This is a genomic window from Mesorhizobium kowhaii (assembly GCF_042431665.1).
In the GTDB taxonomy this organism is placed as follows: Bacteria; Pseudomonadota; Alphaproteobacteria; order Rhizobiales; family Rhizobiaceae; genus Mesorhizobium; species Mesorhizobium kowhaii.
This window is the reverse complement of sequence record NZ_JBHLYT010000033.1, coordinates 488,435-502,755: the sequence shown is the minus strand read 5'-3', so window position 1 is coordinate 502,755 and position 14,321 is coordinate 488,435. Positions and strand designations below refer to the sequence as shown.

Here is a 14,321-nt window from a genome sequence, read left to right as displayed (position 1 = left end):
ATTAAAAGCCGATTCGATACCGAAACGATCAGGAATGTTAACTGGAAGTGTTATGAGCGAAGACCTTTCGAGAAAAAGACTGGGGCGTGGACTGGCAGCACTGATCGGCGAGATCGATCGCCCGGCCGCACCTGAAAAGCCTGGTATGAGCGCCGACGGCAAGGTACCGATCGAGTTCCTGACCCCCAATCCGAAAAATCCGCGCCGGCATTTCGGCGAGGCCGAGCTGACCGACCTCGCGCAGTCGATCCGCGAACATGGCGTGGTCCAGCCGGTGGTGGCGCGGCCGTCGCCGACGCTGGCCGGCCGCTACGAGATCATTGCCGGCGAGCGGCGCTGGCGTGCGGCGCAGCGCGCCGGGCTGACCGAGATTCCGGTCATCATCCGCGAGGTCAACGACCGCACCGCGCTCGAGCTGGCGATCATCGAGAACGTCCAGCGCACCGACCTCAATGCGGTCGAGGAAGCGCTTGGCTACCAGCAATTGATCGACGATCACGGCTACACCCAGGCCGACCTCGGCCAGGTGATCGGCAAGAGCCGCAGCCATGTCGCCAACACGCTCAGGCTGTTGAAGCTGCCGGATGTGATCCGCGACATGCTGGTCGACGGCGCGCTGTCGGCGGGCCATGCCCGCACGCTGGTGACGGCGGAGGATCCGGCCGGCCTTGCCAAGCGCATTGTCGAAGAAGGACTCTCGGTGCGCCAGGCCGAGGCGCTGGCGCAGATGCCGGCCGGCAGCACGCCAAAGGAAGCCAAGCCGGCCGCAAGCCCGGAACAGAAGGACGCCGACACGCTGGCGCTGGAAAAGCTGTTGACCGACACGACCGGCATGATCGTGTCGATCGACCACAAGAGCAAGGGCGGCACGCTTCGTGTCGCGTATCGTTCGCTGGAACAGCTTGATGAATTGTGTCGCCGGCTAAAACAGGAGCGGTAGTTAGCCGGCGAAGTTTCTGACCTGGAAGCTCCGTCGCTAGGGTCTGAACTCAGCCGATCTGGGGCGAGCCACTGCCAACGTTGAAGGCCTCGCGCGGCCCCACCTTCTCCCACAAAGGGGAGAAGGTCAGGCGAGGTCCCGCCCGCGTCGACACGAGTGGTGTCTACCGTTGCGCCAGCCGGCTGCTTTCCACGACAATGCCGAGCAGCGCCTGGCGCGCCAGTGCGACGGAAAGATCCGGCCGCCGGCGCGTCTGCAGCACGGCGGTCTGCAGCCGGGTCAGCGCGCGGCCGAGGGCTTCGCTGCTCCAGCGCTCCAGCGCTTTCTCCACCAGCTTGCGCCGCGAGAAAAACACCGGCGGGCGGGCCGCGGCAACCACCGAAGCCGCGTTGCGGCCAGCAGAGTCCATCTGGCCACGCATGGCCTGGATACTTTGCAGCTGCCGCATCGCCGAGGACAGCACCAGGAACGGCTGGCCGCCGGATTGGCAATGGCGGGTGAAGGCGGTGTCGAAGTCGCCGACCTTGCCTTCGAGAAGTGCGTCGACCGCGTCATCGAACGAGGCGCCGGACACGTCTCCCGACATCGCCCTGACCTCTTCCAGCCCGATCTCCTTCTGGCCATGCGCATAGAGGATGAGCTTTTCGATCTCGCCGCGCGAGGCCAGCCGGTCGCCGCCGAGATTGCGGCGCAGCGCCTGTCTGGCTTCCATGGTCATCGACATCCCGGCCTTGTGCAGTTCGCCATCGATGACGGCGTCGATGTCGCGGGCCTCGTCGGCATAGCACGGCAGCGCCATGGCAATGTCCGCCGCCTCGACGATGGCGCGCAGCCCGACGCCCTTCTTGAGATCGCCGGCCTCGATCAGGATGATGGCGTCGCGCGGCGGCTCTGCCGTCAGCGCCTTGACGTCGTCGGCAAGCGTCTTCTGGCCGCTGGCATTGCGCACCCACAAAAGGCGCCGGTCGGAAAACATCGGCACGGTGCGCGCTTCGTCAAGCAGCCGGCCCTCGTCGCGGTCGACCTCCGAGCCCTCCAGCCTGACCACGGAGAACGGATCGTCGAGCGGCAGGCCGGTCTTTTCGGCAAAGGCTTTTGCGCGCTCGGCGACGAGGCCGCGATCTGGACCATAGAGCAGGACGATCGAGATGCGCTGGTCCGGCCGGGCCAGCCAGGTATCGACCTCGAAAGCTTTCTTCTGTGCCATGGAGGGTGGTTAGCACAGGGCGAGTGCGAGGTGAACGGCGATCGAGCGAAACGGCGGAGCGCGATCTCCCCCCTTGTGGGGGAGATGTCCGGCAGGACAGAGGGGGGCGCTGTCCCGCCGACCTCTCTGTCGGCTGCGATGTGCCCCAAAAGCCTGTTTTCGGCTGTTTCTAAAGCGAGCAAAGTGGTGATCCTTCACGCCCCCCTCTGCCCTGCCGGGCATCTCCCCCACGAGGGGGGAGATCGGCGGCTCCTGCCGCTGCACCAGTCGCCCAATCCGCCCCCAATCACCTTATCTTCCGGCAAACCTCGTGCAATCTTGCCCCTAATTGCGCGTCGCTGCCCAACATCGACAAGAAATTTCGCGGACATATCTTCATCCTGTGCTGGGGAGGCTGCATCGGCCGGCGCGGCCGGGACCGAGGCCCGAAGGCTTGCCCGACGAATTCGCACTGGTCTGGCGGCGCAGATATGCAAATATCCTTGGCCAGGCAACATTGGAGGACAAAGGTCATGGCCGATGCTGGGATGTTGCGTTTTCACGTTCCGGAACCGGAAGTGCGGCCGGGCGGAACGCCTGACTTTTCCAACGTGCCCATCCCCAAGGCCGGCTCGGTGCCGCGCCCCGACATTGATGTCGATCCGCGCACCATCCGCGAACACGCCTTCTCGATCATCCGGGTGCTGAACCGCAATGGCGAAGCCGTCGGCCCCTGGGCGGGCCTGCTTTCCAGCGACGAGATTCTGGCTGGCCTGCGCCACATGATGACGCTCAGGACCTTCGATGCCCGCATGCAGATGGCGCAGCGCCAGGGCAAGACCTCGTTCTACATGCAGCATCTGGGCGAAGAGGCGGTGGCCTGCGCCTTCCGCAAGGCCCTCGCGCCCGGCGACATGAATTTCCCGACCTATCGCCAGGCCGGCCTGCTCATCGCCGACGGCTATCCGATGGTCACCATGATGAACCAGATCTATTCCAACGAGGCCGACCCGCTGAAGGGCCGGCAATTGCCGATCATGTATTCGTCGAAGGAGCACGGCTTCTTCTCGATCTCCGGCAATCTGGCGACGCAGTATATCCAGGCGGTCGGCTGGGCGATGGCCTCGGCGATATCGAACGATTCAAAGATCGCCGCCGCCTGGATCGGCGACGGCTCGACGGCCGAATCCGACTTCCATTCGGCGCTGGTGTTCGCTTCCACCTACAAGGCGCCCGTCGTGCTCAATGTCGTCAACAACCAGTGGGCGATCTCGACTTTTCAGGGCATTGCGCGTGGTGGCTCGGGCACTTTCGCGGCCCGCGGCCTCGGCTTCGGCATTCCGTCGCTGCGCGTCGACGGCAATGATTATCTCGCCGTCCATGCGGTGGCCAAATGGGCGGCGGAGCGTGCGCGCAGCAATCTCGGGCCGACGCTGGTCGAATATGTCACCTACCGCGCCGGCGCGCATTCGAGCTCGGACGATCCCTCGGCCTACCGGCCAAAGACCGAATCCGACGCCTGGCCGCTCGGCGATCCGATCGTGCGGCTGAAGAACCATCTCATCCAGCTCGGGGTCTGGTCGGACGAGCGGCATGCGCAGGCCGAGGCGGAAATCCTCGACACGGTGATCGCGGCGCAGAAGGAAGCCGAAAGCCACGGCACGCTGCATGCCGGCGGCAAGCCGTCGACGCGCGACATGTTCGAGGGGCTCTATGCCGAGATGCCGCCGCATCTGCGGCGCCAGCGCCAGCAGGCGGGAGTCTGACCATGCCAAGACGGACCATGATCGAGGCCATTCGTGATGCCATGGATGTGTCGATGGGGCGTGACGAACGCGTTGTCGTGTTCGGCGAGGATGTCGGCTTCTTCGGCGGTGTCTTCCGCTGCACGCAAGGCCTACAGGCCAAATACGGCAAGAGCCGCTGCTTCGACGCGCCGATCAACGAATCCGGCATTGTCGGCTCGGCCATCGGCATGGCCGCCTACGGGCTGAAGCCCTGCGTGGAGATTCAGTTTGCCGACTACATGTATCCGGCCTACGACCAGCTGACCCAGGAGGCGGCGCGGCTGCGCTATCGCTCGAACGGCGATTTCACCTGCCCGATCGTGGTGCGCATGCCGACCGGCGGCGGCATCTTTGGCGGCCAGACGCACAGCCAGAGCCCGGAGGCGCTGTTCACCCATGTGTCTGGGCTGAAGACTGTGGTGCCGTCCAATCCGCATGACGCCAAGGGGCTGCTGATCGCGGCGATCGAGGACCCCGACCCGGTGATCTTCCTCGAGCCGAAGCGGCTCTACAACGGGCCGTTCGACGGCCATCACGACCGGCCGGTGACGCCTTGGTCGAAGCACGAGCTCGGCGAGGTCGCCGACGGCCACTACACCGTGCCGCTCGGCAAGGCGGCGATCCGAAGGGCGGGCTCGGCGGTCACCGTGCTGGCCTATGGCACCATGGTCTATGTCGCGCAGGCCGCTGTCGAGGAGACCGGCATCGATGCCGAGATCATCGATCTGAGAACCCTTTTGCCGCTCGATCTCGATACGATCGTCGCTTCGGTCAAGAAGACCGGGCGCTGCGTCATCGTGCATGAGGCGACGCTGACCTCGGGCTTCGGCGCCGAGCTGTCGGCGCTGGTGCAGGAAAACTGCTTCTACCATCTGGAGGCGCCGGTGGCGCGGGTCGCCGGCTGGGACACGCCCTATCCGCATGCGCAGGAATGGGACTATTTCCCGGGTCCCGCCCGCGTCGGCCGGGCCCTGCTTGAAACCATGGGAGCTTAAGATGGGCGAACACATCATCAAGCTGCCCGATGTCGGCGAAGGCGTCGCCGAGGCCGAGCTGGTCGAATGGCACGTCAAGATTGGCGACATCGTTCGCGAGGACACCGTGCTCGCCGCCGTCATGACCGACAAGGCGACGGTCGAAATCCCGTCGCCCGTCGATGGCGAGATTCTTTGGCTGGGCGCCGAGATCGGCGACACGGTGGCGATCGGCTCGCCGATCGTGCGGCTGAAGGTGGCGGGCGAGGGCAATGTGAAGCCGCAAGGCGGCGACGTGGAAGCGGTGGCCGCTGAACCGCCGGCGAAGCTGCCGATCCCGAAGCCCGAGACTGCCGCGCCAGCCGCGAAGGCGCCGCCAAAGGCGGGCGGGACAGACGCGAAACCTGCACCGGCCGTGTCGAAGAGCCCGCAGCAGCCTTCCGTCTCCGGCGCGCCACGCCCCGAAGGCGAAAAGCCGCTGGCCTCGCCGGCCGTCCGCCTGCGGGCAAAAGAGACCGGTATTGATCTCAGACAGGTTTCGGGAACCGGCCCGGCCGGCCGCATCGGCCACGAAGACATCGACGCCTTCCTGGCGCGCGGTCCGCAGGTCGCCAGGGCATCCGGCCTCGCCCGCAACGACGCGGTCGAGGACATCAAGGTGGTGGGCTTGAGGCGCAAGATCGCCGAGAAGATGACGCTGTCCAAATCGCGCATCCCGCACATCACCTATGTCGAGGAGATCGACGTCACCGCGCTCGAGGATCTGCGCGCCGCGCTCAACAAGGAAAAGCGCGCGGGCAAGGCGGAGCGGCCCAAGCTGACGCTGCTGCCGTTCCTGATGCGGGCGATGGTCAAGGCGATATCAGACCAGCCCAACCTCAATTCGCTGTTCGACGACGAGGCCGGCATCATCCACCAGCATGGCGGCATCCATATCGGCATTGCCGCGCAGACGCCGTCGGGGCTGGTGGTGCCGGTGGTCAAGCATGCCGAGGCGCGCGACATCTGGGAGTGCGGCGCCGAGGTGATCAGGCTTGCCGAGGCGGCCAAGTCGGGCACCGCGACACGCGACGAGCTGTCCGGCTCGACCATCACCATCACCTCGCTCGGCGCCATGGGCGGCGTGGCGACGACGCCGGTCATCAACCATCCGGAAGTGGCGATCATCGGTGTCAACAAGATGATGGTGCGGCCGGTGTGGGACGGCACCCAGTTCATCCCGCGCAAGATGATGAACCTGTCCTCCAGCTTCGACCACCGGGTGATCGACGGCTGGGACGCCGCCGTCTTCATCCAGCGCATCAAGACGCTGCTGGAGACGCCGGCGCTGATTTTTGTGGATTGAGGGAACGATCGAGATGCCGGCGGGACAGCGCCCCCCTCTGCCTTGCCAGGCATCTCCCCCACAAGGGGGGAGATCGGACGTCACGCCGGCTTTCGCCAATTTTCACCGTTTGAGGAGTGAGCGGAGCGCCGATGCAGCCAATCTCCCCCCTCGTGGGGGAGATGTCCGGCAGGACAGAGGGGGGGCGCGAAGGATCGCGGCAGAGTGTTCTTTCCGATCCAGCGCGACAACGAGTTAGGGTGCCACGATGAAAGAAATCTCCTGCAAGCTGCTCGTCATCGGCGCCGGGCCCGGCGGTTATGTCTGCGCGATCCGTGCCGGCCAGCTCGGTGTCGATACGGTGATCGTCGAGGTCGGCAAGCCCGGAGGCACTTGCCTCAATGTCGGCTGCATCCCCTCCAAGGCGCTGATCCACGCGGCGGAAGAGTTCGAGAAGGTGTCGCATATGGCCGGCGGCAACAGCCCGCTTGGCATTTCGGTCACGGCTCCCGTGCTCGACCTTGCCAGGACCGTCGCCTGGAAGGACGGCATCGTCAGCCGGCTCAACAGTGGCGTCGCCGGTCTGCTCAAGAAAGCCGGGGTGAAGACCGTGCATGGCTGGGCGACGTTCCGCGACGGCAAGACCGTCGCGGTCGAGACCGAAACCGGCGTGCAGGTGATCCGGGCCGAGGCGATCGTCATCGCCACCGGCTCGGCGCCTGTCGAACTGCCGTTCCTGCCGTTCGGCGGCCCGGTGATTTCCTCGACCGAGGCGCTTGCGTTGAGCGAAGTGCCGAAGAAGCTCGCGGTTGTCGGGGGCGGCTATATCGGCCTCGAGCTTGGCATCGCCTTTGCCAAGATGGGGGCTGAGGTGACCGTGGTCGAGGCCTTGCCGCGCGTGCTGGCGCAGTACGACGCGGAGCTGACCCGGCCGGTGGTCAAGCGGCTCACCGCACTCGGCATCGAGGTGATGCTGGGTGCCAGGGCCAAGGGGACCAAGGGCGACGCGCTGCTGGTCGAGACCGCTGATGGCAAGAGCGCCAAGGTCGCCGCAGACAAGATCCTGGTGACGGTCGGGCGCAAGCCGGTGACCGAAGGCTGGGGGCTCGACCAGATCGATCTTGATATGGCGGGAAAGTTCATCCGCATCGACGATCAGTGCCGCACCTCGATGCGCGGCGTCTTTGCCATCGGCGACGTCACCGGCGAGCCGATGCTGGCGCACCGGGCGATGGCGCAAGGCGAAATGGTCGCCGAGTTCGTTGCCGGCCACAAGCGCAGCTGGGACAAGCGCTCAATTCCCGCGGTTTGCTTCACCGATCCCGAACTGGTGATGGCTGGCCTGTCGCCGGAGGAGGCCAAGGCTCTTGGCGGCGAAATCAAGATCGGGATGTTCCCGTTCGCCGCCAATGGCCGGGCGATGACGAAGCTTGGCGAGGATGGTTTCGTTCGTGTTGTCGCCCGCGCCGACAATCATTTGGTGCTCGGTATCCAGGCGGTTGGGCAGGGCGTGTCGGAACTGGCGGCGGCTTTCGGGCTGGCGCTGGAAATGGGTTCGCGGCTGGAGGATATCGCCGGGACGATCCATGCGCATCCGACGCAAGGCGAAGGGTTCCAGGAAGCAGCGCTCAAGGCGCTGGGGCATGCGCTGCATATCTAATTCGCGACGGCGCAAAACGCAGTGATGCCGGCGGGACAGCGCCCCCCTCTATCCTGCCGGACATCTCCCCCACAAGGGGGGAGATCGGCTGTTACCGCCGCTTTCGCCAACCTTCCAACATTGTAGAATGTGCGGAGCGCCGAAGCTGCCAATCTCCCCCCTTGTGGGGGAGATGCCCGGTAGGGCAGAGGGGGGCGCGAAGGATCGCGAACCTATCTTATTCCAGACACTCAGCTCGCGAGCCGGCTCACCATCTCGTGTTGCGCGTAGGCGCGACCAAAACGGTTGGCGAGGAAGGCGTCGAGCGCGATGTCTTCCTGTTTGACGAAACCGGTCGCCGGCAGGCTGCCGTCGGCCAGCATGTCGAGCACGGCGCAGATGCCGGAGGCGGTGGTGATCTGGATGGCGCTGCGCACGACGTCGCCGACGCGCTTGGAATAGATCTTGTTGGCGTAGGTTTCCTGCAGCAGGCGGCCGTTCTTGCGGCCCGAGACGGTGACGAAGACGATGACGACATCCTGCAGCGTCGCCGGTAGGGCGCTTTCAAAGATGTCCTTCAGCACGTCGCGGCGGTGGCGCAGGCCAAGGTCGTTGAGCAGCGCCTTCATGATCGCGGCGTGGCCGGGGTAGCGGATGGTGCGGTAGTTCAGCGTGCGCACCTTGCCCTTCAGCGTCTCGGCCAAAGTGCCCAGTCCGCCCGAGGTGTTGAACGCCTCATAGGTGACGCCGTCGAGCGAGAATTCCTCGCGCTCCTCCAGCGGCGGCACTTCGATCAGCTCGCCCTCGACGATCGCCTCGCAAGGCTCGCAATATTCGTTGATGACGCCGTCGGTGCTCCAGGTCAGATTGTAGTTCAAGGCATTCGACGGATACTGTGGCAGCGCGCCGACGCGCATGCGCACGCTTTCCAGCGAATCGAAGCGGCTGGCGAGATCATTGGCGACGATCGAGATGAAGCCCGGCGCCAACCCGCATTGCGGGATGAAGGCGCTCTTGCCCGAACGCGCCAGTTCCTTGACCCGCCTGGTGCTGACGACATCCTCGGTGAGGTCGAGATAATGCACGCCGGCGTTTGCCGCCGCCTCGGCGATGCGCGTCGTCAGGTGGAAGGGCGCGGCGCTGAGCACCGCGAACTTGCCCGCCAAAACGGTTTCAAGCGTGCCTGATGCTTCGATGTCGAGTTCCAGCGTGGCAACCGTTGCCGGCAGTTCGGCAGCAGTGAATTGCGCCGCCGAGCGGTCGACGAGGGTGACCTGATAGTCACCCGTGGCGGCGAGCATCTCGGCAATGGTCGAGCCGATCTTGCCGGCGCCGACAACAACAATATTCTTCATGACCGATCCCTCACGCAAATGCCTTTGTTCCCACTAGATTCGCAGCTTGCCCGTCGAAAGGAAGCGTGGAATTGTTCGAAACGAAACTCTGATTGCGCACTCTGCCGATGGGATTCGTCGAAATGCTCAGTGAAGCCGAACAGGCCCTGCTTTCCCTGCTGCGCGACAACGCCCGCGCCTCGACCGCCGAACTTGCGCGCAAGCTTGGCGTGTCACGCACGACGGTGCAGAGCCGGATCGAACGGCTGGAGCAGCGCGGCATCATCACCGGCTATGGCGTCCGGCTGGCGCCGGATTACGAACAGGGGCTGGTGCGGGCGCATGTGCTGCTCACCGTGACGCCCAAGCTCGCCGACAAGGTGGTGCGCGGCCTGCAGGCGCTGGCGCCGGTCAGGACGCTGCATTCGGTCAGCGGCAATTTCGACATGATCGTCATCGTCGACGCGCCGTCGATCCGCGACCTCGATATGCTGCTCGACGAGATCGGCGCCATGGACGGGGTCGAGCGGACCCTGTCGTCGATCATCCTGTCGACGCGCATCGATCGGTGAGCGGGCTTGCCGAAAGTTTGCCGGCTAACCCGGCGCTAGCGGAAAACTCACCACCACGGCAAGCCCCGGCCGGCAATCGTCAAGGGCAATGGATGCGCCATGCAAATCGGCGATGGCCCGCACAAGGCTGAGGCCGAGGCCGCTGCCCGGCGTCGACCGGCTTTGGTCCAGCCGGTATAGCCGCTGAAACACTTTCTCGCGCTCGTCGGTGGCAATGCCTGGTCCATTGTCGGCGACGCCGGCGACAATGCGTTCGCCCTGGCGCGCCACCGACAGTTTGACGGTCGTACCGGGCGGGCAATGGCGCAGCGCATTCTCCACCAGATTGGCGAACATCTGCGTCAACAGCTCGCAATCGCCATGGATCCGGTCCGCCGTTTCATGCAGTTTGGTCGATGACAACACCTTGCCGTCGTCCTCGGCAACGTCGGTGTAGATCTCGGCGATGGTTTGCAGGATCTCGCCGAGATCGACATCGGTAAAGCGCGCCTTGCGGGCGCCGGCCTCGATCTGGGCGATCCGCAACAGCGCATCGAAGGTCTCGTTGATCTGATAGCCCTCGGCGCGCGCATCGGCCAGATCGTCGGAGACCTCCTGACCTTGCGCGGCTTTGTCGGCGGCGCCTTCCAGGATCATCTGCAGCCGGTTGAGCGGCGTCTTCAGATCGTGGGCGATGTCGGCGCTGACCTGTTTCATGCCTTCGACCAGCGCCGACAGGCGGTCGAGCGCCGCATTGATCTGGCTGGAGACGATGTCGATATCGTCGTCCTTGCCGGTCAGCGGGATGCGGGTGTCCAGCCGGCCATGCGAGACGTCAACCATGGTGGCGGCGATGCCGTCGAGCCGGCGCTGGACGCGCGAGGCGAGCAGTGCGCCGCCGGCGACCGCCAGCCCAGTGATGATCAGGGTTGCCCAGCCGAAGCTCATCACCTCCGTTTCGGAAAGGCTGAAAGCGACCGTCAGATTGTTGCCGCCGACCGAGCCGGAATAGGCCCGGTACTCGGTGTCCGGCGGGACGCCGGGCAGTACGGCGTCGAACATCGAGAAGCCGTCGGGAAGCCCCGCCGCGGTGAAGTTGCCGGCCAGATGATTGCCGGCCGCGTCGGTCAGCGAAAACAGCTGCTCCTTCCTGGGGTTGAGCTTTGCATGGCTTTCGATCGTGGCAACCAGGTCCTCACGATCATTCCCGGCGTAGGTCGCCGTCACCACCGAATAGGTTTCCTTGATGGTCTCGTCGAGCCGTTCGGCAAGATCGGCGCTCATCATCTGATAGACGATGGCGCCCGACAGCACGAAGGCCAGCATGAACAGGAAGGCGAACGTCAGCGCGAGCCGGAACGGCGTGCTGCGCAGCAGGCGGGACCATGTCTCCGTCATGGCGGTGCGTGCAGGCTGTAGCCGGTGTTGCGGACGGTGTGGATGAGCTGGGTTTCGAACGGCTTGTCGACCTTGGCCCGCAACCGGCTGATATGGGTTTCGACGACGCTGGTCCTGGGATCGAAATGAAAATCCCAGACGCGCTCCAGAAGCATGGTGCGGGTGATGACGCGGCCTTCGCCGCGCATCAGCACCTCCAGCAGGCTGAACTCCCGCGGCTGCAGGTCGATCGGCTGGCCCCGCCGCGTGACGCGGCGCATGATCAGGTCCATTTCGAGGTCGGCAACCCGCAAAACGGTCTTCTGCTCCTGCGCAGCCGGCCGGCGGCCAAGCGCGTTGATGCGGGCGAGAAGCTCGGAAAAGGCGAAGGGCTTGACCAGATAGTCGTCGCCGCCGGCCTCGAGCCCTTCGACGCGGTCGTCGACGCCGCCGACGGAAGTGAGGAAGATCGCCGGTGTGCGCACCCCGGCGGCGCGCACCGCCTTGATCATCGACAGGCCGTCGAGATCCGGGATCATGCGATCGGCTATGATCACGTCGTAGCTGCCGCTGGTCGCCGCGAAAAGCGCGTCATGCCCGTTGCGCAGCAAGTCACAGACATGGCCGGCCTCGGTCAATCCCCGGACGATGTAGTCGGCCGTCCTGTGGTCGTCCTCGACAAGCAGAAGTCGCATGGCTGTTCCGGTCCGTGATCGGCGACAGGCTAACACCGGCATGGGTCTGTTCCTAGGATGGCAGGAGGCCGCGGGCATTTGGGACGCCTCCCAACTTCGTCATCCTCGGGTCTGCGCTGTGTCGCTGCGCTCCTTGCTCCGCCCGTGGATGACGAAGCGATGGGCCTAGTCCGACTCCAGCAGGATTTCGTCGGCCTCGTCGGCTGTCTTCTTCAGGGTCATGTAAAGAACAAGTGCGATGATGCAGCCAAGGAAGATCAGGCTGGTGAAAATGGTGCCGAAACCCAAGCCGCCCTGTTCGACCGGTTGCGACAGCAGATCGCCTAAGGAGGCGCCAAGCGGCCGCGTCAGGATGTAGGCGAGCCAGAAGGCCAGGATGCCGTCGAGATGGAGCAGGTAATAGGCAAGCGCAATGAGCGCGATGACGCCGCCGAACAGCAGGCCTGAGGTCAGATAGCCCATGTCGAAGCTCTCGGCGACCAGGTCGCCGGCGGCGGTGCCGAGCGAGAAGGTGAACAGGATCGCCAGCCAGTAGAAGATCTCGCGACGGGTGGTGACGATGGTGTGGATCGACAGCGTTCTTTCGCTGGCATACCAGACCGCGAATGTCGCGGCGAGCGCCACCGAGAAGGCGATGGTCGTCGTCTGCAGGCGCACACCGAAATTGTCGACCAGATTGTCGGTGATCAGCGTGCCGACGCCGCTGATCGGCACCACCGCCACCCAGTAGGCCCAGGGCACGTAGCGCTTCTGCGCGAACTGCAGGACAAGGGCAGCGATCAGCAAGCCGGTCATGATCAGCGAGGTAACCGTCAGCCCAAGGCCGAGGTTGACGGCGAGATAATCGGCCGCCGTTTCACCCATGGTCACCGCCATCAGCTTGATCAGCCAGAAATCGACGGTGACGTCCGGGACCCGGTTGTGGCTCGGTGCGGCGGGGTGTTGCGTAGTGGGAGAGAGCATGGCGGACGTCCCAATGGATGCGGCGGAGCGAATCGATCCGGCATCCGCACAGTAGGCAGCAGAGTTCACGCTCGCCTGTCCGGCGGCTTACAAATTCGTAAGAATGGGCGCGGACCGCGCGAAAAGCCTTTACGAACGCCTCGCCGTGCGCTGATAGAAGGCCGATGCCATGCATCCGCCATCAATGGGGTGGCCCAGTGTCCGCAAGCTTGCCAAACGCCCGCTTGCCAGCGCGCCAGGAAACACGATGACCTACGCTTCCCTAAAACCGGTTTCACGGGCCTTCGACCAGCGCAAGCGGCTGATCTTCGTGCGGGTTGCGGCGGTGCTGGCGGTGCTGCTGCTTTTTCTCACCAAACCGGCTTTCAGCGAGGGTTCGAACGGGCACGAGACGCTCGAATTCTTCGGCTTCTGCCTGGTGCTGGTTTGTGTTGCCGGACGGCTGTGGAGCATCCTTTATGTCGGCGGCAAGAAGAACGAGGAGCTGGTCTCGACGGGACCGTTTTCGATCACCCAGAACCCGCTCTATTTCTTCTCGACGGTCGGGGCGGTCGGCGTCGGACTGCTCTACGGCTCGCTGCTGGCGGCCGTCGCGCTTGGCCTTGCCAGCTTTTTCATCTTCCGCGTCACGGCGCGCAAGGAAGCCGGATTTCTGCTGGGCAAGTTCGGCCCGACCTACCTTGCCTATGTCAAGAACACGCCCCGGTTCTGGCCAAATCCGCTTCTGTACCATGACCATGACCAGATGCTGTTTTCGACGCAGGCGCTGAAGCGCACGTTCTATGACGGGCTCTATTTCCTCGCCATTTTTCCGGCCATCGAACTGGTCGAGCATTTCCGGGCGACCGGCCTGCTGTTTCCGGCCTTCGTCACGCTCTACTGATCATCTGATCATCGACGCCGTATCTAGCCGCCAAGCGGATGCGGCATGTAGCCGACGAAGCCTGCGATCTTCCAGCTTCCGCCGACCTTGGTGCAGAAATACAGCGTCTGCCATTTCAGCCTGTCGACGCTGCCGTCCGCCTTGGCGACCGACCCGTCGAATTTCTTGTGCAGCACGGCGCGGTCGCCGTCGACATCGATGTCGCGCATGTTGGTGACGCGAAACAGCGCCTCGCGCAGCGGCTCGGCGAATTTTGTCGTTGCCGTCTCCTTGGCCTGGCGCAGCCACTCGTCGCGATAGATGTCCAGCCGCGGAAACTGCAGCCGCCAGGCGTCGGCATTGCCGAGGAAATGCGCGTGCATGCCGAAGAAGCTCGAGGCCACGAAATCATCCTCGACCATCGACCAGTCCTGGCCGATGAAGGCGTCGATGTCGCGCCGTACCAGCATTTCCCAGAGCGCGTGGCGATCGGCATCGCCGGCCGGAAACGGGTTCTTGTCGTAGGTCATCTTTTTACTCTCCCGGTCTGGAAAATGCGTCTGTGCGTTGCAGCGCCATAGCCGCCGACGGCGCGCACGATGCAAGCGCTTCTGTAATAAAGCAACATGAATTCCTGGGAATGTTGCTTTCCAACAAGGCCCCTATGAGGATCGCCCCGATCGCGGTAA

13 protein-coding genes are annotated in these 14,321 nt (G+C 64.5%); 7 read left to right on the top strand and 6 right to left on the bottom strand.

Going from position 1 to position 14,321, the window contains the following annotated elements; genetic code table 11:
• Positions 1-52: 52 nt before the first annotated feature.
• Positions 53-940, top strand: coding sequence for a ParB/RepB/Spo0J family partition protein (locus tag ACFFNA_RS21975; RefSeq protein WP_378921555.1), 888 nt, complete (start codon positions 53-55; stop codon positions 938-940).
• Positions 941-1,103: 163 nt separating this feature from the next.
• Here the strand turns inward: ACFFNA_RS21975 and holA are convergent, their stop codons facing one another.
• Positions 1,104-2,147, bottom strand: coding sequence for a DNA polymerase III subunit delta (holA, locus tag ACFFNA_RS21970; protein WP_378921553.1), 1,044 nt, complete (start codon positions 2,145-2,147; stop codon positions 1,104-1,106).
• 512 nt (positions 2,148-2,659) lie between these two features.
• On the opposite strand from holA, the gene ACFFNA_RS21965 reads away from it, so the two are divergent.
• The 4 genes from ACFFNA_RS21965 to lpdA all read left to right on the top strand — a co-directional run bounded on the left by ACFFNA_RS21965 (position 2,660) and on the right by lpdA (position 7,871).
• Positions 2,660-3,892: a 3-methyl-2-oxobutanoate dehydrogenase (2-methylpropanoyl-transferring) subunit alpha gene (locus tag ACFFNA_RS21965; RefSeq protein ID WP_111544049.1), complete on the top strand. Its 1,233-nt coding sequence runs from the start codon at positions 2,660-2,662 to the stop codon at positions 3,890-3,892.
• Between the two features lie 2 nt (positions 3,893-3,894).
• A complete protein-coding gene (locus tag ACFFNA_RS21960; RefSeq protein WP_378921550.1) occupies positions 3,895-4,908 on the top strand; it encodes an alpha-ketoacid dehydrogenase subunit beta in 1,014 nt (337 codons plus the stop codon).
• 1 nt (position 4,909) lies between these two features.
• Positions 4,910-6,232, top strand: coding sequence for a dihydrolipoamide acetyltransferase family protein (locus tag ACFFNA_RS21955; RefSeq protein ID WP_378921548.1), 1,323 nt, complete (start codon positions 4,910-4,912; stop codon positions 6,230-6,232).
• 247 nt (positions 6,233-6,479) lie between these two features.
• Positions 6,480-7,871 (top strand): dihydrolipoyl dehydrogenase, encoded by a 1,392-nt coding sequence (lpdA, locus tag ACFFNA_RS21950; protein WP_378921546.1) that lies wholly within the window; start codon positions 6,480-6,482, stop codon positions 7,869-7,871.
• Positions 7,872-8,101: 230 nt separating this feature from the next.
• Here the strand turns inward: lpdA and ACFFNA_RS21945 are convergent, their stop codons facing one another.
• Positions 8,102-9,205, bottom strand: coding sequence for a saccharopine dehydrogenase family protein (locus ACFFNA_RS21945; protein ID WP_378921544.1), 1,104 nt, complete (start codon positions 9,203-9,205; stop codon positions 8,102-8,104).
• A 122-nt stretch (positions 9,206-9,327) separates the two neighbouring features.
• Here ACFFNA_RS21945 and ACFFNA_RS21940 point away from each other — a divergent pair, with 122 nt between their 5' ends.
• Positions 9,328-9,756 (top strand): Lrp/AsnC family transcriptional regulator, encoded by a 429-nt coding sequence (locus ACFFNA_RS21940; RefSeq protein WP_378921542.1) that lies wholly within the window; start codon positions 9,328-9,330, stop codon positions 9,754-9,756.
• Positions 9,757-9,780: 24 nt separating this feature from the next.
• Here the strand turns inward: ACFFNA_RS21940 and ACFFNA_RS21935 are convergent, their stop codons facing one another.
• The 3 genes from ACFFNA_RS21935 to ACFFNA_RS21925 form a co-directional block, all read right to left on the bottom strand.
• Positions 9,781-11,133 carry a sensor histidine kinase gene (locus ACFFNA_RS21935; protein ID WP_378921540.1) on the bottom strand — a complete coding sequence of 451 codons (1,353 nt, stop codon included), beginning with the start codon at positions 11,131-11,133 and terminating at the stop codon, positions 9,781-9,783.
• On the bottom strand, positions 11,130-11,807 hold the full coding sequence (locus ACFFNA_RS21930; protein WP_111544054.1) for a winged helix-turn-helix domain-containing protein: 678 nt from the start codon (positions 11,805-11,807) through the stop codon (positions 11,130-11,132). The genes ACFFNA_RS21935 and ACFFNA_RS21930 overlap by 4 nt, the downstream gene beginning before the upstream one ends.
• A 165-nt stretch (positions 11,808-11,972) precedes the next feature.
• Entirely contained in the window at positions 11,973-12,770 is a 798-nt protein-coding gene (locus ACFFNA_RS21925; RefSeq protein WP_378921538.1) for a COG4705 family protein, read from the bottom strand.
• A gap of 247 nt (positions 12,771-13,017) precedes the next feature.
• On the opposite strand from ACFFNA_RS21925, the gene ACFFNA_RS21920 reads away from it, so the two are divergent.
• Positions 13,018-13,653, top strand: a complete 636-nt coding sequence (locus ACFFNA_RS21920) for a methyltransferase family protein (RefSeq protein WP_378921536.1) — start codon at positions 13,018-13,020, stop codon at positions 13,651-13,653.
• A 23-nt stretch (positions 13,654-13,676) separates the two neighbouring features.
• On the opposite strand, the gene ACFFNA_RS21915 is transcribed toward ACFFNA_RS21920, so the two are convergent.
• The gene (locus tag ACFFNA_RS21915) at positions 13,677-14,162 is read right to left on the bottom strand and encodes a hypothetical protein (protein WP_378921534.1); all 486 of its coding nucleotides are present in this window, start codon (positions 14,160-14,162) and stop codon (positions 13,677-13,679) included.
• Between the last annotated feature and the right edge of the window lie 159 nt (positions 14,163-14,321).

Excerpts from the sequence above, each read along its gene's own strand:
- ACFFNA_RS21940 (WP_378921542.1), top strand. The coding sequence starts at position 9,328 with ATGCTCAGTGAAGCCGAACAGGCCCTGCTTTCCCTGCTGCGCGACAAC.
- ACFFNA_RS21915 (WP_378921534.1), bottom strand. The coding sequence starts at position 14,162 with ATGACCTACGACAAGAACCCGTTTCCGGCCGGCGATGCCGATCGCCAC.
- ACFFNA_RS21920 (WP_378921536.1), top strand. The coding sequence starts at position 13,018 with ATGACCTACGCTTCCCTAAAACCGGTTTCACGGGCCTTCGACCAGCGC.
- ACFFNA_RS21935 (WP_378921540.1), bottom strand. The coding sequence starts at position 11,133 with ATGACGGAGACATGGTCCCGCCTGCTGCGCAGCACGCCGTTCCGGCTC.
- ACFFNA_RS21975 (WP_378921555.1), top strand. The coding sequence starts at position 53 with ATGAGCGAAGACCTTTCGAGAAAAAGACTGGGGCGTGGACTGGCAGCA.
- ACFFNA_RS21945 (WP_378921544.1), bottom strand. The coding sequence starts at position 9,205 with ATGAAGAATATTGTTGTTGTCGGCGCCGGCAAGATCGGCTCGACCATT.
- ACFFNA_RS21960 (WP_378921550.1), top strand. The coding sequence starts at position 3,895 with ATGCCAAGACGGACCATGATCGAGGCCATTCGTGATGCCATGGATGTG.
- ACFFNA_RS21955 (WP_378921548.1), top strand. The coding sequence starts at position 4,910 with ATGGGCGAACACATCATCAAGCTGCCCGATGTCGGCGAAGGCGTCGCC.
- lpdA (WP_378921546.1), top strand. The coding sequence starts at position 6,480 with ATGAAAGAAATCTCCTGCAAGCTGCTCGTCATCGGCGCCGGGCCCGGC.
- holA (WP_378921553.1), bottom strand. The coding sequence starts at position 2,147 with ATGGCACAGAAGAAAGCTTTCGAGGTCGATACCTGGCTGGCCCGGCCG.
- ACFFNA_RS21925 (WP_378921538.1), bottom strand. The coding sequence starts at position 12,770 with ATGCTCTCTCCCACTACGCAACACCCCGCCGCACCGAGCCACAACCGG.
- ACFFNA_RS21930 (WP_111544054.1), bottom strand. The coding sequence starts at position 11,807 with ATGCGACTTCTGCTTGTCGAGGACGACCACAGGACGGCCGACTACATC.
- ACFFNA_RS21965 (WP_111544049.1), top strand. The coding sequence starts at position 2,660 with ATGGCCGATGCTGGGATGTTGCGTTTTCACGTTCCGGAACCGGAAGTG.